The organism is Desulfitispora alkaliphila (assembly GCF_050433185.1).
In the GTDB taxonomy this organism is placed as follows: Bacteria; Bacillota; Desulfitisporia; order Desulfitisporales; family Desulfitisporaceae; genus Desulfitispora; species Desulfitispora alkaliphila.
Genome location: NZ_JBNPXS010000017.1, coordinates 22,261 through 46,352, shown reverse-complemented (window position 1 = coordinate 46,352; position 24,092 = coordinate 22,261). Strand labels below are relative to the sequence as shown.

General features: G+C 39.4%; 26 protein-coding genes and 1 other annotated feature. All 26 genes read right to left on the bottom strand.

The features are described from left to right. Positions 1 to 11: 11 nt before the first annotated feature. Positions 12 to 641 (bottom strand): transcriptional regulator CcpN, encoded by a 630-nt coding sequence (gene ccpN / locus GGQ84_RS07895; RefSeq protein ID WP_429161480.1) that lies wholly within the window; start codon positions 639 to 641, stop codon positions 12 to 14. 112 nt (positions 642 to 753) lie between these two features. After that, positions 754 to 2,835 (bottom strand): glycine--tRNA ligase subunit beta, encoded by a 2,082-nt coding sequence (glyS, locus tag GGQ84_RS07890; RefSeq protein ID WP_429161460.1) that lies wholly within the window; start codon positions 2,833 to 2,835, stop codon positions 754 to 756. After that, on the bottom strand, positions 2,828 to 3,748 hold the full coding sequence (glyQ, locus tag GGQ84_RS07885; RefSeq protein ID WP_429161478.1) for a glycine--tRNA ligase subunit alpha: 921 nt from the start codon (positions 3,746 to 3,748) through the stop codon (positions 2,828 to 2,830). The genes glyS and glyQ overlap by 8 nt, the downstream gene beginning before the upstream one ends. A gap of 61 nt (positions 3,749 to 3,809) precedes the next feature. Further along, positions 3,810 to 4,032 (bottom strand) — a binding site (T-box leader). 21 nt (positions 4,033 to 4,053) lie between these two features. After that, positions 4,054 to 4,467 carry a DUF4342 domain-containing protein gene (locus GGQ84_RS07880; protein ID WP_429161458.1) on the bottom strand — a complete coding sequence of 138 codons (414 nt, stop codon included), beginning with the start codon at positions 4,465 to 4,467 and terminating at the stop codon, positions 4,054 to 4,056. A 49-nt stretch (positions 4,468 to 4,516) separates the two neighbouring features. After that, positions 4,517 to 5,269, bottom strand: coding sequence for a DNA repair protein RecO (gene recO, locus GGQ84_RS07875; RefSeq protein WP_429161456.1), 753 nt, complete (start codon positions 5,267 to 5,269; stop codon positions 4,517 to 4,519). A gap of 11 nt (positions 5,270 to 5,280) precedes the next feature. Continuing rightward, positions 5,281 to 5,421, bottom strand: a complete 141-nt coding sequence (locus GGQ84_RS07870) for a YqzL family protein (protein WP_429161454.1) — start codon at positions 5,419 to 5,421, stop codon at positions 5,281 to 5,283. Between the two features lie 102 nt (positions 5,422 to 5,523). After that, on the bottom strand, positions 5,524 to 6,432 hold the full coding sequence (gene era / locus GGQ84_RS07865) for a GTPase Era (protein ID WP_429161452.1): 909 nt from the start codon (positions 6,430 to 6,432) through the stop codon (positions 5,524 to 5,526). Between the two features lie 26 nt (positions 6,433 to 6,458). Next, positions 6,459 to 7,517 carry a DUF3048 domain-containing protein gene (locus tag GGQ84_RS07860; RefSeq protein ID WP_429161450.1) on the bottom strand — a complete coding sequence of 353 codons (1,059 nt, stop codon included), beginning with the start codon at positions 7,515 to 7,517 and terminating at the stop codon, positions 6,459 to 6,461. Beyond that, entirely contained in the window at positions 7,514 to 8,134 is a 621-nt protein-coding gene (locus GGQ84_RS07855) for a DUF502 domain-containing protein (protein WP_429161449.1), read from the bottom strand. Before GGQ84_RS07855 ends, GGQ84_RS07860 begins: the two co-directional genes overlap by 4 nt. Before the next feature lie 23 nt (positions 8,135 to 8,157). Next, positions 8,158 to 8,529 carry a diacylglycerol kinase family protein gene (locus GGQ84_RS07850; protein ID WP_429161447.1) on the bottom strand — a complete coding sequence of 124 codons (372 nt, stop codon included), beginning with the start codon at positions 8,527 to 8,529 and terminating at the stop codon, positions 8,158 to 8,160. Positions 8,530 to 8,534: 5 nt separating this feature from the next. Next, a complete protein-coding gene (gene ybeY / locus GGQ84_RS07845) occupies positions 8,535 to 9,044 on the bottom strand; it encodes an rRNA maturation RNase YbeY (RefSeq protein ID WP_429161445.1) in 510 nt (169 codons plus the stop codon). After that, complete coding sequence (locus tag GGQ84_RS07840) at positions 9,016 to 11,148, bottom strand: HD family phosphohydrolase (protein ID WP_429161443.1); 2,133 nt, start codon at positions 11,146 to 11,148, stop codon at positions 9,016 to 9,018. The genes ybeY and GGQ84_RS07840 overlap by 29 nt, the downstream gene beginning before the upstream one ends. A gap of 14 nt (positions 11,149 to 11,162) precedes the next feature. Next, a complete protein-coding gene (locus tag GGQ84_RS07835) occupies positions 11,163 to 12,131 on the bottom strand; it encodes a PhoH family protein (protein WP_429161441.1) in 969 nt (322 codons plus the stop codon). Positions 12,132 to 12,237: 106 nt separating this feature from the next. Further along, the gene (yqfD, locus tag GGQ84_RS07830) at positions 12,238 to 13,482 is read right to left on the bottom strand and encodes a sporulation protein YqfD (RefSeq protein ID WP_429161476.1); all 1,245 of its coding nucleotides are present in this window, start codon (positions 13,480 to 13,482) and stop codon (positions 12,238 to 12,240) included. Positions 13,483 to 13,488: 6 nt separating this feature from the next. Then, positions 13,489 to 13,773 (bottom strand): sporulation protein YqfC, encoded by a 285-nt coding sequence (gene yqfC, locus GGQ84_RS07825; protein WP_429161440.1) that lies wholly within the window; start codon positions 13,771 to 13,773, stop codon positions 13,489 to 13,491. Between the two features lie 109 nt (positions 13,774 to 13,882). Then, a complete protein-coding gene (locus GGQ84_RS07820) occupies positions 13,883 to 14,431 on the bottom strand; it encodes a hypothetical protein (RefSeq protein ID WP_429161438.1) in 549 nt (182 codons plus the stop codon). A gap of 10 nt (positions 14,432 to 14,441) precedes the next feature. Then, complete coding sequence (gene floA, locus GGQ84_RS07815) at positions 14,442 to 15,443, bottom strand: flotillin-like protein FloA (protein ID WP_429161435.1); 1,002 nt, start codon at positions 15,441 to 15,443, stop codon at positions 14,442 to 14,444. Between the two features lie 35 nt (positions 15,444 to 15,478). Next, positions 15,479 to 16,798 carry an NfeD family protein gene (locus tag GGQ84_RS07810; RefSeq protein WP_429161433.1) on the bottom strand — a complete coding sequence of 440 codons (1,320 nt, stop codon included), beginning with the start codon at positions 16,796 to 16,798 and terminating at the stop codon, positions 15,479 to 15,481. Positions 16,799 to 16,881: 83 nt separating this feature from the next. Beyond that, the gene (locus tag GGQ84_RS07805; RefSeq protein ID WP_429161431.1) at positions 16,882 to 17,331 is read right to left on the bottom strand and encodes a GatB/YqeY domain-containing protein; all 450 of its coding nucleotides are present in this window, start codon (positions 17,329 to 17,331) and stop codon (positions 16,882 to 16,884) included. Between the two features lie 15 nt (positions 17,332 to 17,346). After that, positions 17,347 to 17,523 (bottom strand): 30S ribosomal protein S21, encoded by a 177-nt coding sequence (gene rpsU, locus GGQ84_RS07800; protein ID WP_429161429.1) that lies wholly within the window; start codon positions 17,521 to 17,523, stop codon positions 17,347 to 17,349. An 85-nt stretch (positions 17,524 to 17,608) separates the two neighbouring features. Then, positions 17,609 to 17,953 carry a histidine triad nucleotide-binding protein gene (locus tag GGQ84_RS07795; protein ID WP_429161427.1) on the bottom strand — a complete coding sequence of 115 codons (345 nt, stop codon included), beginning with the start codon at positions 17,951 to 17,953 and terminating at the stop codon, positions 17,609 to 17,611. A 12-nt stretch (positions 17,954 to 17,965) separates the two neighbouring features. After that, entirely contained in the window at positions 17,966 to 19,297 is a 1,332-nt protein-coding gene (mtaB, locus tag GGQ84_RS07790; protein ID WP_429161425.1) for a tRNA (N(6)-L-threonylcarbamoyladenosine(37)-C(2))-methylthiotransferase MtaB, read from the bottom strand. Further along, positions 19,294 to 20,049: a 16S rRNA (uracil(1498)-N(3))-methyltransferase gene (locus tag GGQ84_RS07785; protein ID WP_429161423.1), complete on the bottom strand. Its 756-nt coding sequence runs from the start codon at positions 20,047 to 20,049 to the stop codon at positions 19,294 to 19,296. Before GGQ84_RS07785 ends, mtaB begins: the two co-directional genes overlap by 4 nt. 3 nt (positions 20,050 to 20,052) lie before the next feature. After that, entirely contained in the window at positions 20,053 to 20,991 is a 939-nt protein-coding gene (gene prmA / locus GGQ84_RS07780) for a 50S ribosomal protein L11 methyltransferase (protein ID WP_429161421.1), read from the bottom strand. Positions 20,992 to 21,025: 34 nt separating this feature from the next. Continuing rightward, a complete protein-coding gene (gene dnaJ, locus GGQ84_RS07775) occupies positions 21,026 to 22,162 on the bottom strand; it encodes a molecular chaperone DnaJ (protein ID WP_429161419.1) in 1,137 nt (378 codons plus the stop codon). Positions 22,163 to 22,227: 65 nt separating this feature from the next. Next, positions 22,228 to 24,057 (bottom strand): molecular chaperone DnaK, encoded by a 1,830-nt coding sequence (dnaK, locus tag GGQ84_RS07770; RefSeq protein ID WP_429161417.1) that lies wholly within the window; start codon positions 24,055 to 24,057, stop codon positions 22,228 to 22,230. Between the last annotated feature and the right edge of the window lie 35 nt (positions 24,058 to 24,092).

Below are 24,092 nucleotides of genomic sequence, written 5' to 3'. Positions count from 1 at the left end.
ATCCCCTCCTTTTATCTTTCAGCTAATTCTACCATTATCTTAGTTATTGTAGTCTTGCTGATACTACCTATAAGTTCCATTTTTGCTTCACCATCACTTTCATGATTCCTAATTACTGGCAAAGCATTTACTTCATAATCCAAAAGTTTTTTTGCAGCCTGATAGATTGAAGCCTCTGGTGTAATAGTTATTACATTTGGCACTCGCGTCATCATTACACTAACAGGGACCTTGTGAATATCCATTTGCCCTAAGGTTATTTTAAGTAAATCTTTTCTGGATAGAACCCCTTCAAGGTAATTGTCGCTATTTACCACAAATAATATATCCACATCTTCCATAAACATAGATACTACTGCGTCGTACAAGGTTGTTGTGTCTTTAACCACTATGGGCACTGACTTGAAGTTCGATACTTCTAATTCACGAAATTCTTCTCCAAGCTTACCCGTTTCCTCACCATTGTAGTAATATCCTACTCTGGGTCTAGCTTCTAATATACCTGACATAGTTAAAATTGCTAAATCAGGTCTAAGCGTAGCCCTAGTCAGCGACAATTTCTTGGCAATTTGTTCCCCTGTTATTGGTCCTCGCTCTTTAACTATGTCTACAATTTTTTGTTGTCGCTCTGAAAGCTGAATTGTGTCACACCGCCTTTCTCTTTATCGCCGTAATGTGACATACTATATTTGAATGCTTCATAAATATTATATACTATATTCGAAAGTAATTTCCTGCTTGCTGAAAATATTTTTATTTCGCCACAACTTTTGTTAAATCAACATATTTGTACACATAACTCTCTATAGACTTAAGCAATGCCAATCTGTTATTCTTCAATGCTTCATCATCTACCATAACCATGATTTCTTCAAAGAATTTGTCTATTGCTGGCTGTAGTTTAGCTATTTCTACTAGCGCATCTACCAATTGTTCCTGCTTTATCAATTGGTCTATCTTGTTTTTAGCATGGCTAAACTTATCATAAAGCTCTTTCTCAGCACTTTCTTCTAAAAGATCAGGTGAAACTTTCACACTATCACCTTTTTTGGCAAGGTTCGCAACTCTGTTAAAACCAGTAAGAAGCGCCTGAAACTGTTCATTCACTCTAAATTCTGATAGTGCTTTTGCCCAGCTGTCGATTTGAACAAAATCGCTACTGTCAGTACCTAATACTGCTTCAACCACATCATATCTGTGCCCAGCTTCGTTCAGATAACCTTTCATCCTTTGTTTGAAAAATTCTACTACCGTCTTAACCAACTGATCTTTTGCCACTTTAGGCTCTATATCTTGCGCTAATCTGTCATAAGCATCAGCCAGCAGTTGTTCTAAAGAAAGCTTGACTCTTTTATTAAGCACCAAGCTTATGATAGCCAAAGCTTGTCTTCTTAAAGCATATGGATCCTGAGAGCCTGTTGGTTGAATTCCAATCCCAAAGCAATCTACAATTGTATCCAGCTTGTCCGCAAAGCTGACTATCCAACCACTTTCAGTTTGAGGCAGGTCATCACCAGCATATCTGGGAAGATAATGTTCTCTAATACCCCTGCTCACTTCACCACTTTCACCATGGGCCTTAGCATAGTATGCACCCATTACACCCTGAAGTTCGGGAAACTCGTAAACCATATGAGAAACTAAGTCTCCCTTAGCAATTGTAGCCACACGATTAGCTTCTTCTTTCGTCTGATCTGTTGCCTTGATATGTTTAGCTAAGTAATCTGTCATATCAATCATACGTTTCACCTTTTCTGCCACAGTTCCTATTTCCTCATGAAAAACTATGTTTTCTAATTTTTTCACTTGTTGCTCTAATGGCGTCTTTAAATCTTCTGTATAGAAAAATCTAGCATCTGCTAGTCTTGCTTCTAGTACTTTCTCATTCCCCCTCTGAACTACTTCTAGGTAGTTGCTATCTCCATTTCTGACTGTAATAAATTTGTTTAATAGGTTTCCAGTCTCATCAACAACTGGATAATAGCGCTGATGTTCTTTCATAGAAGTAATCAAGGCCTCTTTGGGTAATTCCAAGTATGATTCTTCAAAGTTTCCACATAATGCTGTAGGATACTCTACTAAATGAGTAATTTCCTCAAGTAATTGGGAATCCTTTGAAACTTTACCCCCTTGTTGCTTTGCCAACTGATTTATTTGTTCCTCTATTATTGAACGGCGTCGCTCTTGGTCCACAATAACCCAAGCATCTTCTAAAGCCTTAAAATATAAAGAGGGTTCTGAAATTTCTATTTCACCTTTGGATAAGAATCTATGCCCCCTTGTTAGCCTGTCGCTTTTGATACCTGCGATTTCAAAGGGAACAAATTCTGTTCCGTAAAGACTCACAATCCAATGAATCGGTCTCACAAAACGAAACTCACTATCTCCCCAACGCATTGTCTTTGGAAAACTCATGCTTTTAATTATGTCTGGTAAAAGTTCAGGTAATATGGTTGCAGTATCTTTACCCGCTTCTCGTTTAATAGCATAGACATACTCCACACCCTTAACTTCCTTCTTGATAAGGTCCCCTGGAGAAACCCCCTGTCCTTTTGCGAAACCTAAGCATGCCTTTGTGGGTTCTTCAGTTTGGTCAAAGGCAACCTTAACACTTGGTCCTTTAACCTCCTCTTCCATATCTAACTGCTTTTCAGCCAAATTCTCAACTATTAAAGTAAGTCTCCTGGGAGTTCCATAAGTTTTAATCTGTTCAAAATCAACTCTAGCTTCTTGTAGCTTTTCTTGAGCTATTTTACCCAAATCAGACAAAGCTCTCTTCATAAAACCTGCTGGTATCTCTTCTGTACCAATTTCAAAAAGTAAGTCTTTAGTCATTCTTTTCGACCTCCTGATCAAGTTTCAGTCCTGCTCGTTTTTTAGGGTCCTTAATCAAAGGGTATCCCTTCTTCTCTCTAGTTTCTATATATACCTTAGCACAAGTTCTTGATAGGCTACGTATTCGTGCTAAATATCCAGTACGTTCAGTAACACTAATCGCCCCTCGAGAATCTAAAAGGTTGAATGTGTGAGAACATTTGAGCACATAATCATAGCAGGGGAAGGCCAATTCCTTTTTTGCTAAGGTTAATGCTTCTTTTTCGTATATATCAAACATGGTCTTTAAAGCCTCTACGTCCGCTTCTTCAAAGTTGTAGATGGAATGCTCTACCTCTCCTTGATGATGAACGTCTCCATAAGTTATGCCCTTTGCCCATTCGATATCATAGACATTATCAACACCTTGAATAAACATTGCTAGTCTCTCAGTGCCGTATGTCAATTCTGCTGATACAGGTTTACAGTCAAAGCCTCCGCACTGTTGAAAGTATGTAAACTGAGTAACTTCCATCCCATCGAGCCATACTTCCCAGCCTAAGCCCCATGCACCTAGGTTTGGAGATTCCCAATTGTCTTCAACAAAGCGAATATCGTGCTTCAGTGGATCTATACCTAGCTCAATCAAGCTGTTCAAGTATAGCTCTTGTACATTTAATGGTGACGGTTTTAAGATAACTTGATATTGATAATAGTGTTGCAGCCTATTTGGGTTTTCTCCATATCGACCATCGGTAGGTCTACGGGAAGGTTCCACATGGGCTACATTCCAGGGCTCTGGACCCAATGCCCTTAAAAACGTTGCTGGGTTCATTGTCCCTGCGCCTTTTTCCATATCATAAGGTTGCTGAATAATACATTTTTGGTCACTCCAATAATTTGTCAATTTCTGAATGATTTCTTGAAAAGTCAAACTCATAATAATACTCCTCCTTTTATATGTTTTAGCACACAAAAAAACCCCTAGTCCCCAAATCAGGGACGAGAGGTTTTACTCCCGCGGTTCCACCCCGGTTGCCTGCAGCAAATTCTTTTGCAGACCCCTTTGTACGCAAGCTTTACTCACCAACTACTTAACTGGCTTTCCTCTTGCAGCTCAAGAGCGCCTTTCACCTATGCTCAGTTACCGGCATTCCACCTACCGCCGACTCTCTGTAAACTGATAACATTAGTTACTCTCTCTATCACAGCCTACTATTTTTTTATAATTTAACAAATTTATTTACAGCTGTCAATATCTAATCTAGACTTTGGCTCATCTTCACTAGATGGTTTTTCCACTTCTAATGTATATCTGTTAGCTATAGCTGATAGTGTACCTATAGCCCCAGCAATAGCTAAAGGCTTGTAAACTACAGAACCTAAGATCCCCGCTATTCCAACAGCAACTGGGATTTCAGCTACTTGCCTACCATCTTTTTTAATTTTCAGCCTTGTGGCACTACCCTTTTTAAAAATTGTATGCACCTTATTGTTAAGTGTCTTCTTAACCTTCTGATCTCGCTCCAACTCCACTAAGGCTGCAATTACATCTCCATCTTTTTTATCTAAAATTTTCTTAGCTTCTGTGTAACCCACACCCATTCGCTGTCGCAATAAGTCTATTTTATCTAATGTTTCCTCTTGATCCACAGTTAGCCGCCCTCCTTTTATCTATTATTAAACCCAAAATAAGCTCTGATTATACAGAATCAGTGCTTATATCAGCTAGAAATCTCCTGCTGTTTAGTCTTGGGTCTAGATAATACATAATAGCTTTGTGACAAATTTTATCCAACTCACTAGCCACAGCCTTTGTAAATTTGAGCCGCTTAACCTTTAGTATGTCCATTAACATCAACTGACGCATTATAGCCAACGTAGGCGGCGATACATTTAATTCTCCCTTGTCCTTGCAATCACTACAGATCATTCCCCCAGCTTCTACAGAAAAACCTCCGGTAATTTTACCTAACTCTTTACCACAGTTACCACATTCTTCTAACGCTAGCTCATAACCCAGCTCCCTTAATAAATTTAGTTCGTAATATCGCAAATATATTTCATTGGCTTCCGCTTCTAAGGCGTACAAGGCCTTTAAGGTCAAGGTGAAAATCCCCTGAACCTGAGAGTCCCCTTCCAGCAAAGCTGATTTTGCTAGCTCTGACACATAGCTAGCCATAGCGTATTTATGGTAGTCTTCTCGCAAACCAGCAAAGGGCTCTTTGTACTCGCACTGAGTTACTGTGTGTAGCGACTTGCCAAGATAGAGCATAAAACTCCCGTACACAAAAGGTTGGGTTGGTCCCCTCATCCTACTTTTAATTTTCCGAGCTCCTTTGGCAATAGCCTGTATCTTTCCTTTGTCAGGTGAAAGTATGGTGAGAATAGCATCGGTTTCTCCGTACTTAACGCTGTACAGCACAAGAGCATCAGTTTTGTACAGCTTTGTCATTTTAGTTCCCCCTAAGAATTTGCTTGCACTTTTCTTGTGATTTGATTAGTTGTAGATGTTTCTTCTTCATAGGATCTCCAATCGCGATAGAGCACATAAGCTCCCAAGTGACCTGTTTGTTCAAATACCTTCCACATTGCATTACTATCCAAAAAAATCACCTTACCTTTCCGGTTTAGTAGTGCCTTATTAGATTGACCTAAAAAGTGATAAGTTAACCGTGTGAATCTTTGGAACTAATGCCAACAACTTTTTTAATCATCTCTAAATCCCATATTTCTTATTGCCGCCTCTTGATTGCGCCAATCTTTCTTGACCTTTATCCACAAATCTAAGTAAACTTTGTTGCCTAATAGATTTTCAATATCTCGCCGTGCCCTTGCCCCTATATCCTTCATCATTTTTCCACCCTTACCAATCAAGATTCCCTTTTGAGAATCCCGTTCCACATAAATATTTGAACTGATAAAAATCTTTCCATTTGGCCTGGGCTCCATCATTTCAACTATAACGGCAATTGAATGGGGCACCTCTTCTTTAGTTAGGTGAAGTACTTTTTCCCTAATCAATTCAGCTACAACTAGTCTTTCCGGTTGATCTGTAATCATATCCTGAGGGTAATATTGAGGTCCTACTGGAAGCTCTTTTGCTAATAGCTTAAGTAATAATTCCACATTGTCGTTTTCTTTGGCCGATATGGGCACTATTTCTTTAAAGCTATACATTGACTTCAATTTCTCTATTTGAGGCAGCAATTCTTGCTGATCAATTAAGTCAATTTTATTTAATGCTAAATATACAGGGGTTGTCACCCCTTTTAGATTTTCTATTATGTACTGTTCTCCAGGACCAATCTTTTCGCTAACATCTACTAGGTACAGGATAGCGTCCACCTGCTTCAAGGATTTCTGAGCTACGTCAACCATAAACTGCCCTAGCTTGTGCTTTGGCTTGTGGATACCTGGAGTATCAATAAAAACTATTTGCTCTTGTTCAGTGGTATACACTCCAAAAATTTTATTTCTAGTCGTTTGGGGTTTGTTAGACATAATAGCGATTTTTTGACCTACTATTCTATTTAGCAATGTTGATTTACCCACATTTGGGCGACCTATTATAGTTATAAATCCAGATTTAAACTTATTTCTTGCTTCTGTAGTCATGTTAATTTATCTTCCTCCAAATCAATTTAATATACTACTTCTGTATTAGTTCTTACAATTTGTACCCATGTGCTTCCTGGGGTAAGCGGGATCTCTTCACCTTGCTTGTCAGTGTAAATAGTTCTGCTGCGTTTGTCGCTTTTTTTCCAGTTAGCTTCATATGCGCGTCCATTAGTAAAAATCACTGCTTCACCAGCTCCCACAACATCAATATCAAGACGCCCTTGATTATCTCCAGGTATAGCTCTAGTATTAGCATACTGTACGATAATATTATCGGCTGTCAATTGACTTTCACTTTCTCTATCTAGATGAGGCACTCCTCCCATATAACGCTTATAATTGTTTTTATTTTCATCATATAAATAGCGAACATGGGATATTTGCACAGGATATTTAATTGTTATCTCTTCAGCAACTGATCCCCCTGAGGACACCTCGCCTTTAGCTAAAAAAGGCCATGCGTTAATCTCTGTATCTCGCTCTAGGTTTCTCTTTTTCATTAATGACCTCATTTTCTCTGTACTACTATATAGATTGTGGGGTGCTCTTCTGTCACTAGTTCGCCAAAATTCTCCCGATGCAATGTAGTAAGCATTTAAATTGGCCACAGTGTTTTGTCCTACATAGGTAAGTCCCTGAGGACTTCCGCCTACATGGACAAATACTCCATCAAAGTCATGAGCCATATAAGCCATATAGTGTCTTGCACTTCTAACAGGCCCAATTAATTCTGCAGTTCCCTGCTGGTATATAACTAGAAATCTAGTAATGCCTCCCTCTGCCAGAACTTCATATACAACGTCAGCTTGTTTGAGACCCGACTGAGGCCGAGCATTAGGTGAGTTTTCCACTACTACCGCCAGTGGTCTCAACAACATTTCATTTTCTAAAGGTTCCCCTGTCAAAGGAGCCTTGTAAGGTAATTCTAAAGGCTCTACTTCTTTATTTTCATCTCCATCTTTCTCACTATCAACTTCCACAATTCCCCCATTACCTGAAAGCATATTTGTTGTACTTGTGTAAACACCTACGAACACTGCTAGGGCAATAAGTGCAATTACTAGAACCTTTTTATTTTTCATGACGCTCCTCCAATATTATCCGTCCCTTTTGTATAGGGTGGAGTTATCACCCCAGCAGATATGATTGTCTTTATCCCCTCTTCAACAGTCATATCCATGGGAATAGTATCTTCTCTAGGAACCATCAGTAAAAATCCCGATGTAGGGTTTGGAGTGGTTGGTAGGAATAGGTTTATCAACTCCTCTGAGGTCTTATGCTGTACTTCCCCTTCAGTTTCCCCAGTTACAAATGCTAAGGCCCATAAACCTTTTCGAGGATACTCTATTAGCACCACTCTTTGAAAGGCATTTTTATCTTTTGCACCTATTGTATCTATTATTTGTTTTATAGTCTTGTAGACAGAGCTCACTACGGGTACTTTTTCCATTATGTATTCACCGTAACCGATTAGCTTTTTGCCAAGGTAATTTGTACCTAAAAATCCTACTAACATAATTAAGGCTAGAGTCAATAAAACACCTAAACCTGGAATTTTAATTCCAGTAGTACTGTAAAGAATATGAGTTATAAAAATGCTGTCTACATAATTAAAAACCCAAAATATGATGGATAAAGTAATCATAACGGGCAATAAAATAAATAAACCCGACAAAAAATATGCTTGAAACCTTTTCATTTTAAAATTCTCCTCTCACATGATTAAACGAGCAATGCAATCAGATTTGGCAGGAAGAGAAATATACCTACAAAGACAGCACACACACTGGCAACTAGCACAGCTCCTGCTGCTACATTTTTAGCCTGCTTGGCCAGTGGATGAAATTCAGTGCCTACACATAAATCTACTGTTCTTTCTACTGCAGTATTAATGAGTTCTGTTACTATGACAAATGAGATCGCCAAAATTAAGGTAGCCATTTCCTGATGATTAAGACGCAATATCCAACCCGTTGCTAGTGCTAGAACTGCACTCACCAGATGTATCTTCATGTTCCTTTCAGTCTTAACAGAGTGAAATATGCCAGCTATTGCATAGCTAAAACTGTCTCTAAAGCTTTTAGCAACTCTCATTTATTTCACCTGCCCAAACCCATTTTAGTCAGAACCTGCTCCTCCTTAGACCGCATTTTTATTTTCTCTTCGTCATCTAAATGATCATAACCAAGCAAATGAAGCATTCCGTGAACCACTAAAAAACCAAGCTCTCTTTCAGCAGAATGCCCGTATTCTTCAGCTTGTCTAACACAGGTTTCCAATGATATGACAATATCCCCAAGCAGTATTGGGTGCGGACTTGCTTCGCTCTCATGCATTATTTGCTCTATTTTTTCATACTGGGGAAAAGATAGTACATCAGTAGCACTATCTATATCCCTATAATCCCTATTCAAACTAGAAATTTCTTGATCGTCCACTAATAGTGCACTTACTTCCACTTGAATGGAGTCATTCCCATGCTCTGCTAGTGTTACCTGCACTGCTTCTTTTAGTATTCTCTCCATATTATATCCAAAATTAACCTTTTCTTGTTGATTAATTATTGTCAGTTCCATTTTTTTACTGATTGCCCTCCATTTCTTTGGCAATAGTTTCAGGATATTCTATCCTGGAATGGAAAATTCCACCCAGAACTTTAACAAACTCTGCCGATATTACATCTAGATCCTTTAATGTGAGATTACATTTATCTAACTGCCCATCATTTAGCTTATCTTTAATTATCTTTCGCACTAACCCTTCTACTCTTCCTGGTGTAGGATTTTGCATAGATCTAACAGCAGCTTCTACACTGTCAGCTAACATAACAAGCGCAGCTTCTTTAGTTTCAGGTCTAGGTGCTTCGTAACGAAAATCTTTTTCCTGAACAGTATCACCCTTATTTTCTTCAGTAGCTTTATGGTAAAAGAACCCCAATATGCTTTTGCCATGGTGCTGATGAATAAGGTCCACAATTACCTTGGGTAACTGATGCTCCTTAGCAAGCTCAACACCATCTTTCACATGAGAAGTTATGATCAGTGTACTGAGAGTAGGAGCTAATTTATTATGGGGATTATCACCGGCTAATTGATTTTCTATAAAAAAGTATGGCCGCTTGAGTTTTCCAATATCGTGATAATATGCTCCAACTCTTACTAGCAGTGAATCCGCATTAACAGCATCTGCCGCCGCCTCGGCCAGGTTCCCTGCTAAAATACTGTGATGGTAGGTTCCTGGCGCTTCAATTAACAGACGCTTAAGCAATGGGTGATTTGGATTTGATAGTTCTAGCAATCTTACTGATGTAGTTATACCAAATGCAGTCTCTAAGAAGGGTAATAGCCCAATTGTCAAAACAGATGACAACAGGCCGTTAACAAGGCCCATTAACATTCCTAGAGTAATAAGCGTTGGCGAGCTATTATTCATTAACCCAATAGCAAGAACAGTAATCATTGTTATTCCTGCCACATAAAGCCCAGCTTTAACCAGATCCGAGCGCCCACTTAGTTTTGATACACTGTAAACTCCCACAAGTCCTCCCAATCCTGAAGCTATAGCAAAGGAGAGTTGTCCTCCTGTTAGAATCCCAATCAAAATTGACATAATTCCTGTGAGAAATACGGCTAATTTATTATCTAATAAGATTGCTATTAGCATCGATCCGGCAGCAAGAGGGATCATGTACCCTACCTGCATTGACATTTCAGGATTTCCACCAAAATTAATTAAAGTTACTACTTTGGCAAATAGCAACGTAAGGACAATCAATAGTCCCGTCAATACTAAACTAGACTCGCTTTTATATATTTCCGGTTTGTATTGCCACAAATATATCATTACAACAGTATAAGTTATCAAAACTAACAGGGCTATCCCCATGAATGTGCCTGCAGGCGAACGAGTGCTCTGCTGTAAGCCTAACCGCTCTAATACTTCTATATCTACAGCTGTTACTACTTCTCCCTCTCCAACAATTTTTTCACCTTGTCTAATTGTAACCTGAACAGGTGCAACTTCACTTCTAATTATTTCAATCTTTGCTTGGGTTGCCTGCGGGTCATATACTAAGTTAGGCTTAAACTCAACATTATCCACAATTCTCAATGATAACTGTATCAATCCCTGATGCCGGGGTAGTGTGGAAATATCATTGGTAATAGTATTAACCGTAGTGGGCAGTGCCTCCTTTTGAATGCCATTAGCCATGTTGTTTTCAACAATGGCAAGTACAGCAGTTTCCATTGCCTTTACTTCTTCTACCTCTATAGATAAAAGTTGTGACAAGTCGTTAGCTGGAATCTCTAATGTTAGTTCTTCTTGGGCAGCCTCTATTTTCTCCTGTTGTGTTAGTTCTTCATTATCAATTATTTCTACAAACATATTAAATTGTTCACTAATATCCTCATTCAGTTCCTGCAATACAGTCTTGTCCACTTTAAAAACAGGCTCAACCTCTTTAATTGCCTCTTCCCTTGCACGACTAGTTTTCACTTCACTTTCAAAAGTGAGCGCTCGAGGAGATTTAATAGTTGTTGGGCTAACTTGTCCCTCTTCAAGAGTTACCGCGTTTGGAACATAATTCATTGCCACAACTCCTGTTGTGACAATGAAGAAAATTAACCCCCACAACACTTTGCGGAAGGTTATGTTTTTAAAGGCCCTTAAAACGGGCACTTGAACTTTTCTTTTAAAATTATTTTTAACCATCAGAAAACCCCCGTTTACTTACTACTGTCAAAATCATCGTAAGCAGTAACAATTTTTTGCACCAAAGGATGTCTAACTACATCTGCAGCAGTCAAGTAGCAAAAGGATATACCCTCTACATTTTTCAAAACCTTTTGTACTTCAATCAACCCAGAATACTGACCCTTGGGCAAATCAACTTGTGTTATATCTCCAGTAATAACAGCTTTTGACCCAAATCCAATTCTTGTTAATAGCATCTTCATCTGCTCTGGAGTAGTATTTTGGGCTTCGTCCAATATTATAAAGGAATCATTCAATGTTCTCCCTCTCATGTAGGCGAGAGGCGCTACTTCAATAATATTCTTTTCCATATATTTTTGAGCTGTTTCCGCACCTAATATATCATAAAGCCCATCATACAGAGGTCGCAAGTAAGGATTAACTTTTTCCTGAAGGTCACCTGGCAAAAAACCCAATTTTTCTCCCGCTTCTACCGCTGGCCTGGCTAAAATTATTCTATTTACTCGTTTTTCCTTTAAAGCAGCCACAGCTTTCACTACAGCTAAATACGTTTTTCCTGTACCAGCAGGACCAATTCCAAAAACAACATCGTAGTTTTGTATTGCTTTAAGGTAATTTGCTTGCCCTAATGTTTTAGGCATAATCTGTTTACCTTGGTGCGTTAAGATAATCACTTTGCTCAACTCTGATGTCACTTCATTTCTCTCATTTTCCGTCCCCGCAACCTCTTTTACAGCATAATTAACTTCAGCGGGAGTAAGTTGAATTCCCTTGTTACTTAGCTTGCGCAAATGATCTATAATTGATTTCACTTTCTCTACATCTTGTTCAGTCCCTGAAACAATTAACTCTAGTCCTCTTGCTATTATTTTAGCATTCACATTTTGTTCTATGATTTTAAGGTTTTCATCGTACTTTCCAAATATATTACTAGCTTCATAGTTATCTTTTAATGTGATAGTGTTTCGACCTTTTTCCAAATGAGTACCTCCTATAAAGAAAACTTAGTTTGCGCCAATCCTTTTGGCACTGGCGGATGTAAAAGTTAGTTCTAAATTAAATTCTATTATACCCTATTTATTACTTTTAGTGAATAGCCCTTGGTTCTGCGATATCTTCTAAAATCTCTACAGTAACCTTAACTTCCACATTTTTTGCTCTTTCTTCTTCATTTAAATGCTCTACATATGTGTCTTTAACTACTGCTTCTTGAGGTATTCTCAATTCTACTCTACCTTTTGCCTCTTTAGTAGCTTTCTCAATAGCTTCCTTAACATTGTAGTTTATAGTATAAGGTTCCTTTTCATAGTATGTTCTGGATATTACTTCTATGGCAACTGCCATATTCCTCCACTTAGATGGCCTTTTAATTTCTTCATCTTTGTCGTAATGTTCATATGGAATCTTTCTAGGACCTTGAATCACTATTTCTTTATCTTTTATTCTTACAGATGTTGTAGTTACTTTTTCTCCTGTCTTATTGTAACCACGCTCTGCTAGATTTATTGTAAGCTGCTCTTGGTACCAAGTACGCGCTTTGGCAATTCCTTTCGCCCTTACTTTTTTAGGCTCCATATTAATAATAGAGTCGTCGCCATTTTCACTTGTTGCAGTCAACTCATCTTCACTTTCAGGGAAAATACGACCAGAAATCAATACTTGACCTTTTTGTACAGTATCACCTTCTTGTACAGCTGGAATCCCCACAAGTACCAAAAGCTCTTCAATAACTCCGTCCCTTTTAGCTACTTGATGAGCTGGTTGCTTTTGGTCTTCCTCAATATCCACTAAAACCTTTTCTGCAATTTCTATTGTCACCTTTGTCCCCTTTTCCTGTATGCCTACCCAAGCTATTTGAGGTAGGTTTCCTAGAGCCCTCTCTACTTCCTCTTCATCATAATCTCGTTTCATTGCCCCCACTTTAAGACCATGACTTTCAGCAACGGTTAAAATTTGCTCTGGTCTAACCTTATCAGTTCCTTGAACTTCAATAAACCACACAAAGGAAGACATTGTGTATAATAGCATAGAGAATATAACTGCACCCACTACTAGCATTTTTCTTTTTTGCAGCTTGGCAATTAAGAAAGGAAGTCCTCGCTTGTGTTTAATCCTAACTCGACATTGCTGCCTTCGTGCAATATGCCTTAGTGCTCCAAATTGATGAATTCTAACTTTGGCTTTAATTCTATCCTTATCTAAAAAGGCCACATCCCACATTATTATTCCTCTACTTGAAGCCATATTGATAAAACGTTCTGTAAAATTGCCTTCAATTATTATTACCACATATCCCAGTATAAACGACCACCATCTAGATAATAACAACATTCCCACCTACTTTACCAATTTTATTGAATCTAAATTTCCTTCGATAATTATTTCCTCGGTAAAGATGCCCCTGATTTCCAAATTCCTACCCAGTATCTCCAACTCACCTATTGCAACTGCAACTCGTATTTTTTCTCCACTGAATTCAATTACACCCCGGTGATTTTCGATATAGAGTTGAATTCCACCGATCATTGTAATCTTAGGCAGGTCTAAGATTACATCATTAGGCATCTCAAAGAGCTTGGCAAATGTCTCTTTAGCTTTGTGTCGCTTATTTTTTAAATCCACTGGACATCCCCCCTAGTCTCATAATAATCTATGCACGGAAGAGGGTAATAATTACAAAAAAGTCACCTATTGATAGCATCTATAAGTTGCTTTCAATAGGTGACTTTATTTATCTTCTCATATTTATCTGTCGCCTGCGACTTTTAGGAGGTTGTAAAACTTCTGACCAAATTATCCCCTGAGTAACAGCTGACGCGCTTACTTGAATTCCTCCGCCAATAGCTGTTTGCTGATGTCTTCGCTTTCTTGGCACAACTATTGATTTGTTGCTTTGGGTCAAATCAGCAGCTCCTATTTCTTCTGCATGAACTAAACCACCTTCACTCAAATCTGGTTTATTCAACCCTTGGTGCTCATACCTCTTTTCAACCGGAGCAGTTCCTGTGGTCCTTGGCTTGGGCTCAGGTTTCGGTTTAGGCTTCTCTTCTTTAACTGGAAAATCAAATAAATCTTTTATATCATCAGGTATAGGAAACCAATCCTCTTCTTTCTGAGTCTCTTTCTTCTGCTCCATTGATGAACCCTGTGGCGTTTCCACAGGTTTTGGAGCTGTTCTAGGTTGTTGACCCCGCTTTGGCCTATTATCCTGTTTTTGCTGACTTAACAGTCTAGCAATTATAAAGACTATAAAGATAATTAACCCTAAAAAATCTCCCACTGTTTAGCACCTACTTATGGCCCTTATTGTCTTCGTGTCCATCTGACTGAGCTTCACCTGATTTAGCAATCATATCTCTCATCTGAGTATCTGCGTTAATGTTTTGCATGTTGTAGTAATCCATAACGCCTAATTTCCCCTCACGCAGTGCTTCTGCCATAGCTTTTGGCACTTCTGCCTCTGCTTCCACAACTTTTGCGCGCATTTCTTGTACCTGAGCAACCATTTCCTGCTCTCTTGCCACAGCCATAGCTCTCCGCTCCTCCGCTTTCGCTTGAGCGATACGCTTGTCAGCGTCGGCCTGATCTGTTTGCAAGCTAGCACCAATATTTCTACCCACATCTACGTCTGCAATATCAATAGACAAAATCTCAAAAGCAGTACCTGAATCTAATCCCTTATCCAATACAGTTTTAGAAATGTAATCGGGGTTTTCTAGTACAGCTTTATGGCTTTTACTAGATCCCACTGTACTTACAATACCCTCTCCCACTCGAGCAATAATCGTTTCCTCACCGGCACCACCAACAAGCCTGTCGATGTTTGCTCGCACAGTAACTCTCGCTCTAACCTTTACTTCAATTCCGTCAGTTGCCACTGCGGCTACTACAGGTGTTTCAATTACTTTTGGGTTAACACTCATCTGTACAGCTTGTAATACGTCTCTACCTGCAAGATCAATGGCTGCAGCCCTTTCAAATGGCAAGCTTATATTTGCTCTTTCTGCTGCAATCAATGCATTTACAACTCGGTCCACATTACCTCCAGCTAAGTAGTGGGCCTCAAGTTGGTTTACTGTTATCTTTAACCCTGCTTTGTCCGCCTTAATCAATGGAGATACAATTTTACTAGGTGGAACTCTTCTAAATCGCATTCCCACTAGAGTCATAATACCTACTCTAACCCCCGCAGCAAGTGCTGATATCCATAGTCCTACTGGAATCAGGTATGCAAATACTGCTAAGAAAATTAAAAATAGGGCAAAAATAAACAACGATGTAACTTCTACCATAATTTCACTCCTCTTTAATTTTATATTTTTTTATATTATTGCTCTTTATTAACTTTTCTAACAATCACTCGGGTACCTTCAACCTTAACAATCTTTACATCTGTATTGTTACCTATAAAACTCCCTTCAGTCACCACGTCAACTCGCCGACCATCTTCAATCTCTATGGTTCCAGCAGGCCTTAAAGGAGTAAGCGTTACTCCTTCTTTTCCAAGCAACTCCACTAAAGAGCTGTCTGCAGAAACGTAGCCTTTATCAGTTTCCATCTTATCGCCAAGCACAACTCTCTTCCAAAAGTTTCTTGTTTTGAAAAACCTAAAGCTTAACAAAAATAACAGTACTGTTCCAAAGGACATAGCTGCAAGAGATATTATAGCTTGATTAAAAGATATGGAAGCTGTTACAATACTGGCTATCAACGCAATTACACCTCCAATACCGGCTACACCGAAACCTGGTGTTACAAACACTTCTACTAATACTAAAATTATGCCCGCTAAAAAGAGTATGAGTGACTCTATCCCTGCAAAACCAGCTATTAAGTGTCCACCAAAGAACAAGCCTAATGAGATCAGTCCTATAGTGCCCGAAATACCCCATCCTGCACTATATAGTTCTAATAGCAATCCATAAAAACCCAATGTGAGCAATATAGGACTTATGAAGGGATTGGTAACTAAACTTGCCAAATGCTCCGCCGGTCCCTTTTCCACTTCTGCTACCCCGGCCCCTTCAAAACCTAATTCAGCAAGGACTTGCTCTCTAGTGTCAAAAATGCCGTCAATCATTTCCCACTCTAAAGCTGTATTAGCAGTCATGGTCAGGAGTTTACCAGCATCAATCAATCCTGGAATTTCTATATCAACATCTACCATGGCTTCAGCAATTAATTTGTCACGACCATGTCTCTCCGCAGCACCTCCTAAGGATTCACGCCAGTAGCTGAGGGTTTTCTCATCAGCTCTCTCCTCACCCATTCTGGCTTCGGCTGCTCCAATAGTAGTACCCGGCGCCATATACAGATCTGGAGCAGAAAAAGCTATTAACGCCCCTGCAGATATGGCTCCTCCTGTAACAAAGGCCGCTATGGGAATATCAGACCTTCTCATAGTTTGTTCCATATCCATTACAGAATCGAGCCTGCCACCAGGTGTATTTATTTCAACTAATACTAATTGGGCACCTGCAGCTTCTGCTTCATTAAAAGCCCGTTCAAAAAAAGCCGCTTCACCGCCATCAATTGTCCCCTCTACAGGGATTATGTAAACCTGCTCATTTTGAGCCCAGCTATTAACTCCCACAAGTGAGAGCATGAGCAATAGTATTAATATCAGTGTTGTTATTCTTTTTAACATGGCATCTTCCTCCATTATTGCCTGTTAAATCCAGACCATTATTATAAACTAAAAGTCTGGTAGATTTGCTCTACCAGACTATATTAATTTAACAATTGCTGCACAATTTTATTCACTATTTTCCCATCTGCTCTACCAGATACTTTAGGCATAATTGCTTTCATTACTTTACCCATATCTTTGGCGCTTGTGGCACCAGTCTCTGCAATTGCTCCTTGGGCTATAGCTTCTACTTCTTCCGCAGTCAATTGTTGAGGAAGGTACTCGTTTAATATGTCGATTTCTACTCTAAGCTTGGCAACAATGTCCTCTCTGCCCGCCTTTTCATATTCGTCTATAGCGTCTTTGCGCTGTTTAACTTCTTTAGAAATGACTTGGGTTACTTCATCTTCATTTAAATCTCTCTTTAAGTCTATTTCTTTGTTTTTTACAGCAGCTCGAACCATGCGAATGACAGCCAATTTTTCTTTTCCTTCTTGTTTGAGTTTCATTGATGCCTTCATGTCATTCATCAATCTATCTTTCAACGACATTGGGATATCCCTCCCTTAGTTGAACTTACGCTTGCGAGCAGCTTCTGATTTCTTCTTCCTCTTTACACTGGGTTTTTCGTAGTGCTCTCTTTTGCGTACCTCAGATAAAACCCCAGTTTTTTGACAGGATTTTTTAAAGCGACGCAATGCGCTATCTAGCGTTTCATTTTTTCCTACCTTTATCTCACTCACTCTTATTTCCCTCCCTCCACTTACTGCACTAAAACAAAAATACACACATTTTGAATTATACTACAGTAGATGACATGTGTCAATTTTAGCCTGGAGGCCAACCCAGCTCTCGTTCAGCCAGTAAATGAAAGTGAAGGTGATCCACAGTTTGTCCCCCATTTTTACCACAGTTGTTTACTACTCTGTATCCACTCTTGGCAAATCCCTGGTCTTGAGCTATCTTTCTTGCTATCACCAAGATATGACCAGCCAATTCTTTATCTCCGTCAGCTAGCTCATTTAATGAGCTTATATGCTTCTTTGGTATAATGAGAAGATGGGTGGGTGCAGCTGGGTTAATATCTTTAAATGCAAAAACCAAGTCGTCTTCATAAATTTTTTGACTAGGAATATCCCCTGCCACAATTTTACAGAATATACAATCTGACATACTTTTCACCTCCTATCGACCACTTACAGGCTCTCCCCACATGAACTGCCCTTGCCACTTTTGCAGCTTTACAGGGACTAATCCTGTAGGTTCTTCTCCTTTTGGAAATACAACTCTAATATAATTATCAGTTAGTCCTTCCCAATACATTTCGCTATCAGCATAGTCATTTCCTTCATCTTTTTGCCAAGCTCTTTCTACTAAAACTTCTTTTTTAGCATTTAAAAAATCAGTAGCAAAATTATTTCGCAACTCTGTGGCAACTTGCAATAATGCCTTGCTCCTACTATCTTTTTCTGGCTCCTGTATCTGATCTGGATATTCAGCAGCAGGAGTTCCCTTTCTAGGAGAATATTTAAATACGTGCATATCAGCAAAACCAACTTCCCTTATAAACCTCATAGTGTTTTCAAATTGTTCTGGAGTTTCTCCCGGGAAGCCAACCATAACATCCGTTGTAAACGCTACATGTGAATCCTTTTCCTTCAATTTTTCTATTAGATTTCTAAACCAGTCAGTATTGTAAGGCCTTTTCATGCGTTTTAGAATTGTATCATCACCACTCTGAAGTGGTATATGAAAATGTGGACAAACTATATCAGAAGAGACCAGTATTTCTGTTAGTTCTGGAGTAAAATCATGAGGATCTACAGAACTAATACGTAGCCTCTTTAACCCTTGGAGTTTAGTTATTTCCTCAATTAATTTGGCTAAATTGTAGCCACCTTCCAAATCTTTTCCGTATGCTCCTGTATGAGTACCACTTAATACTATTTCATAAAACCCTTTATCTACTAACTCCTTTACCTGTTCTACAACCAAGTTAGGCATGCGACTTCGCAGGGGACCTCTGGCATAGGGAACAATACAATAGGTGCAATATTGATTGCACCCTTCTTGAACTTTGAGAAAAGCTCTAGTTCTACTATTCTCAGGTAAGGGTAAATTTTCAAATTCTCTTGCCTCCATAATATCTGAAACAGCATTTAAAGGTTCTGTCCCTTTTTCTATCTGCTCTACTAACTCCACAATTTTATGACGCTCACTGGTGCCTATGACCAAGTCTACCCCCGAAATCTCTAATATCTCCCCTGGTGATGTCTGAGCATAGCATCCTGTTACCAACACCTTGGCTTGGGGGTTATTTTTTATCGCTTTCCTAATAACTTGTCTAGACTTCCTATCTCCCAAGTGAGTTACTGTGCATGTATTAATAACGTATACATCTGCCTCTTCCTTAAAGGGCACTACAGTATACTCTGCTTTCTTAAAGAGAGCTTTTATAGCCTCAGTTTCATTCTGATTTACTTTACACCCCAGAGTATTGAAAGCAACTCTTTTCATAATTTGCCTCCTAAATCGCCTAGCTCGTAGAGCACTATAGTAACCGCTGCCATCCCTGCAGTCTCCGTGCGCAAAATCCTCTTACCCAAAGTGACAGGTATGGCACCCTTGGCAATAGCAGCGTCTATCTCTCTACGGGAAAACCCACCTTCTGGACCGATAGCTATATATACTTCATTAAAGGTATCCTCTGATACCTTTTTAAGCACTTCCTTTATCCCCGTCGCCTCTTCACTTTCCCAGGGTATCAGGAATAATGCGTTGGCACTAATATTATTTAAAACTTCTTGGAGTTTTTTGGGTTCCTCTATGGTGGGAACAACTTGCCTTCCGCATTGCTTACAGGCTTCTTGCGCCACTTTTTGCCAGCGAGTTGTCTTTTTAGCACCTTTTTCTACGTCCCAGTTGACCACTGTTCTTTCTGTGATAATAGGAGCAATTTTGGCAACTCCCAATTCAGTACATTTCTGTACTATTACCTCCATTTTCGCCTGTTTCGGCAGGCCCTGTAATAGGGTAATCTTAATCGGTGCTTCTCTGTTTTGAGCCACCTCTGTTACAACGATACCTTCTACTGAATTGTTACTTACTTCAGTTAACTCCACCTGATATTCATTACCTGTTCCGTCAAAAACGCTTATTTGACTTCCTGGCTCTAACCTGAGAACTTTTGCAATGTGTCGAGCATCAGTATCTATAATTAGCACTTTTCCATCCTGTATTTGCTCCGTAAGCACTCTAAAGCGACGCATATTCTACTCCTTTTTGGCTAGGATTGCAACCCAATCCTTCTCTTCTATAATGCGCTCTATTGTAAAACCCATTTGGCTGAGCTTATCTTTCACTTCTTTTCCCCTAGAATCTATAATACCTGAAGTAATAAAATACCCGCCTATTTCTAAAGTGTTATACGCATCTTCTGCCATTAACATAATCACATCTGCTATTATATTGGCCACAATTATCTGCGGAGTTTCTTTACCCATTAATGGCTCAAGTAGATTACCTTGAACAACCTCTACAGAGGACTTAACACCATTGATTTCTACGTTTTGTTTAGCTATATTTACAGCAGTTAAATCTAAGTCAGCAGCAAATACCGATTTGCAGCCTAGTTTTGCTGCTGCTATAGAAATCACTCCAGTTCCTGTTCCCACATCAAAAACGGTTTCGTCTCCGTTTACAACTGTCTCAAGCAATTGAATACTCATTTTCGTAGTGCTATGAGTACCAGTTCCAAAAGCCATTCCAGGATCTAGTTCAATAGTCAACTCTCCTTGATGGGACTGATACTCTTCCCAGCTAGGTACTACAACTATTCTCTCTGTAATTTTCTCCGGTTTATAATACGCCTTCCATGAATTTGCCCAATCTTCCTCAGCTACTTCGGCGGTATTGACTTGAATATCAATCTGAGGTATTTGATTTTTAAGTACTGTTAGGGAAGTTTTAAGTTGCTCCAATCGTTCGGGAAGTTCCGTGTCTACTGGCAAGTAGCCCTTAATTAGTACATGCTCTACTTCTAGCATTTCCGAAGGCAACTCGTAATAATCCCATATCCCAGAGTTTATGTATTGCTCTACAACATTAGGATCCTCAACCACTACTCCTCCGGCACCTAATTCATGGAATATATTTGATACCGCTTCTACCGCTTCATGCTCTGTTGTCACCGTAACCTCTTGCCACTTCATGGACACAGCTCCCCTTTTAAAAAATTAATTGTTATTAACCCATAAATGCATCGCGCATTTTCTCAAAAAAACCTTTTTCTTTATCTTTGTACTCCATATTCTTTTTACCACAGGATTCCCCAAACTGGCGTAAAATTTCTTTTTGCTTTTCGTTTAGGTTTGTTGGAGTTACCACTACTACCTTTACATGTTGATCTCCCCGACCATAACCTTGCAATCTGGGTATCCCCTTACCCTTTATCCTAAAATATGTTCCAGTTTGAACTCCCTCTTTGATTTTTAATTTTACCTTGCCATCTAATGTAGGCACCTGTATTTCTGCTCCCAATGCTGCTTCCACAAAGGAAATAGGTATTTCACAAATAACATCATTTCCTTCTCGCTTAAACTTTTCATGGGGCCTCACATGAATTACTACATATAAGTCCCCCGGGGGTCCACCTAAAGCACCTGCTTCGCCTTGACCTGCAATATGAAGGTTAGAGCCTGTATCTACTCCTGCAGGAACCTTAATATTCATCTTTTTCTTTTTGCGAACTTTGCCAGTACCTGCACAATCACCACAGCGGCTTTTAATTGTTTTCCCTCTGCCCTGACACTGCTGACAGGTTCTAGTGGATTGAAATCTCCCAAAAGGAGTGTTTTGAATTACATTTTGCTTACCTGTTCCATTACACTCAGAACATGTTTCCGGCTCTGTTCCAGGTTCAGCACCACTTCCGTCACAGCGGTCACAGTGTTCGTTTCTAGATACCTCTACTTCCTTTTCAACACCAAAGGCGGCTTCCTCAAAAGTAATCTCCATGTTCATCTGCAAATCGGATCCTCTTCTCGGACCTTGGCTGCGTCTACCGCCACCTCCACCGCCAAAGAACATATCAAATATATCTTCAAAACCGTCAAATCCCTGACCTCCAAAACCTTGGCCTCCACCAAAGCCTTGACCGTCCATACCCGCATGCCCAAACTGATCATACCGTTGCCTTTTTTGAGCATCACTTAACACATCATATGCTTCTTGGACTTCTTTAAATTTGGCTTCCGCTTCTTCATTTCCTGGATTTACATCGGGATGATATTTTCTAGCTAAACTTCTATATGCTTTTTTTAATTCCGCATCAGTAGCACCTTTGCTAACTCCTAATATTTCGTAATAATCTCTTTTACTCATGGATTGCTTCACCCTTCCCATGCTAAGACAGGGGGATTGCTCCCCCTGTTTTTAACCATTTAAATCTATTTATTATCTTCTTCCTTATCTTCCTTAACTTCCTCATAATCTGCATCTACTACATTGTCATCTTCTTGAGCTTGACCTTCCCCACCCTCAGGGTTAGCTTGCTCATACATCTTAGTAGTTAACTCATGGAGTACTGTAGTAAGACTCTCAGTCTTAGCTTTGATATCTTCAGTATCATCACCTTTTAGAGCTTCTTCCAAATCAGTCTTTGCCTGGGTAATTTTATCTACTTGCTCTTGCTCAATCTTGCCTTCTGCTTCTTTTAAAGTTTTGTCTACCTGATATACTAAAGAATCAGCTTGGTTTCTAACTTCCACCTGTTCTTTGCGCTTTTTATCCTCTTCTGCATATTTCTCAGCGTCTTGTACCATTTGTTCAATATCTTCATCTGAGATTCCGCTAGATGCAGTAATTGTTATGTCCTGACTCTTTCCTGTACCCATATCTTTAGCAGATACATTAACAATACCATTGGCATCTATATCAAATTTAACCTCAATTTGTGGTACTCCCCTTGGTGCTGGTGGGATATCAGTCAACTGGAACCGCCCTAATGTCTTGTTTCCAGAAGCCATCTCTCTCTCCCCTTGTAGCACGTGAATATCAACGGAAGTTTGGTTATCCGCAGCTGTAGAGAATACCTGGCTTTTTGAAGTAGGAATTGTGGTATTTCTCTCAATTAACTTTGTAAATACGCCTCCTAAAGTTTCAATACCTAGAGAAAGGGGTGTCACATCTAGTAGCAACACGTCTTTTACCTCACCAGCTAGAACACCTGCCTGAATAGCAGCTCCAATGGCAACACATTCGTCAGGGTTAACACCCTTATGAGGTTCTTTACCAGTAGTCTCCTGAACTGCCTTTTGGATTGCTGGCATTCTTGTTGAACCACCTACTAGGATAACTTTATCAATATCACCTGGCTTAAACCCTGCATCGCTAAGTGCTTGACGAGTTGGTCCCATAGTTTTCTCTACTAGATCAGCTGTCAATTCATCAAATTTAGCTCTACTCAAATTAATATCTAAATGCTGAGGTCCTTCGTCTGTAGCCGTGATAAACGGCAAGTTAATATTAGTTGACATTACACCAGATAACTCATGCTTTGCCTTTTCTGCAGCTTCTTTTAAACGCTGCGTAGCCATTTTATCCTTCTTCAAGTCAACACCATTAGATTTTTTGAATTCTTCCACTAGATAGTCTATGATTCTATCATCAAAATCGTCCCCACCAAGTTTATTATTTCCACTAGTAGCCTTTACTTCGAAAACGCCATCGCCAAGCTCTAGAATACTCACGTCAAAGGTCCCTCCACCTAAGTCGTAAACTAGTATAGTCTGATCTTCGCCCTTATCTAGACCATATGCTAATGCTGCTGCAGTAGGCTCATTGATAATTCTCAAAACCTCTAGTCCTGAAATTTTACCAGCGTCTTTTGTCGCCTGTCTCTGGCTATCCGAGAAGTATGCTGGTACTGTTATTACTGCCTGTTTGACTTCTTCTCCTAAGTAAGCTTCTGCATCTGCTTTTAGCTTTTGTAAAACCATTGCAGAGATTTGCTGAGGCGTATATTCATCTTGGTCTATTTTAACCTTATAGTTTGTTCCCATATGTCTTTTAATTGACATAACAGTCTTATCTGGATTGGTAATAGCCTGGCGCTTAGCAACTTGACCTACTAGGCGCTCACCTGATTTAGAAAAGCCCACAATAGAAGGTGTCGTTCTATTTCCCTCTGCATTTGAAATTACAGTAGGCTCTCCCCCTTCCATAACTGCTACACAAGAATTAGTTGTTCCTAAGTCAATCCCTATAACTTTACTCATTAATATCATCCTCCTAAGTTCTATATAAAATTTAT

Excerpts from the sequence above, each read along its gene's own strand:
- glyS (WP_429161460.1), bottom strand. The coding sequence starts at position 2,835 with ATGACTAAAGACTTACTTTTTGAAATTGGTACAGAAGAGATACCAGCA.
- recO (WP_429161456.1), bottom strand. The coding sequence starts at position 5,269 with ATGACAAAGCTGTACAAAACTGATGCTCTTGTGCTGTACAGCGTTAAG.
- era (WP_429161452.1), bottom strand. The coding sequence starts at position 6,432 with ATGACTACAGAAGCAAGAAATAAGTTTAAATCTGGATTTATAACTATA.
- GGQ84_RS07860 (WP_429161450.1), bottom strand. The coding sequence starts at position 7,517 with ATGAAAAATAAAAAGGTTCTAGTAATTGCACTTATTGCCCTAGCAGTG.
- GGQ84_RS07855 (WP_429161449.1), bottom strand. The coding sequence starts at position 8,134 with ATGAAAAGGTTTCAAGCATATTTTTTGTCGGGTTTATTTATTTTATTG.
- GGQ84_RS07850 (WP_429161447.1), bottom strand. The coding sequence starts at position 8,529 with ATGAGAGTTGCTAAAAGCTTTAGAGACAGTTTTAGCTATGCAATAGCT.
- GGQ84_RS07840 (WP_429161443.1), bottom strand. The coding sequence starts at position 11,148 with ATGGTTAAAAATAATTTTAAAAGAAAAGTTCAAGTGCCCGTTTTAAGG.
- yqfD (WP_429161476.1), bottom strand. The coding sequence starts at position 13,482 with ATGTTGTTATTATCTAGATGGTGGTCGTTTATACTGGGATATGTGGTA.
- floA (WP_429161435.1), bottom strand. The coding sequence starts at position 15,443 with ATGGTAGAAGTTACATCGTTGTTTATTTTTGCCCTATTTTTAATTTTC.
- GGQ84_RS07810 (WP_429161433.1), bottom strand. The coding sequence starts at position 16,798 with ATGTTAAAAAGAATAACAACACTGATATTAATACTATTGCTCATGCTC.
- GGQ84_RS07805 (WP_429161431.1), bottom strand. The coding sequence starts at position 17,331 with ATGTCGTTGAAAGATAGATTGATGAATGACATGAAGGCATCAATGAAA.
- GGQ84_RS07795 (WP_429161427.1), bottom strand. The coding sequence starts at position 17,953 with ATGTCAGATTGTATATTCTGTAAAATTGTGGCAGGGGATATTCCTAGT.
- mtaB (WP_429161425.1), bottom strand. The coding sequence starts at position 19,297 with ATGAAAAGAGTTGCTTTCAATACTCTGGGGTGTAAAGTAAATCAGAAT.
- GGQ84_RS07785 (WP_429161423.1), bottom strand. The coding sequence starts at position 20,049 with ATGCGTCGCTTTAGAGTGCTTACGGAGCAAATACAGGATGGAAAAGTG.
- prmA (WP_429161421.1), bottom strand. The coding sequence starts at position 20,991 with ATGAAGTGGCAAGAGGTTACGGTGACAACAGAGCATGAAGCGGTAGAA.
- dnaJ (WP_429161419.1), bottom strand. The coding sequence starts at position 22,162 with ATGAGTAAAAGAGATTATTACGAAATATTAGGAGTTAGCAAAGGTGCT.
- dnaK (WP_429161417.1), bottom strand. The coding sequence starts at position 24,057 with ATGAGTAAAGTTATAGGGATTGACTTAGGAACAACTAATTCTTGTGTA.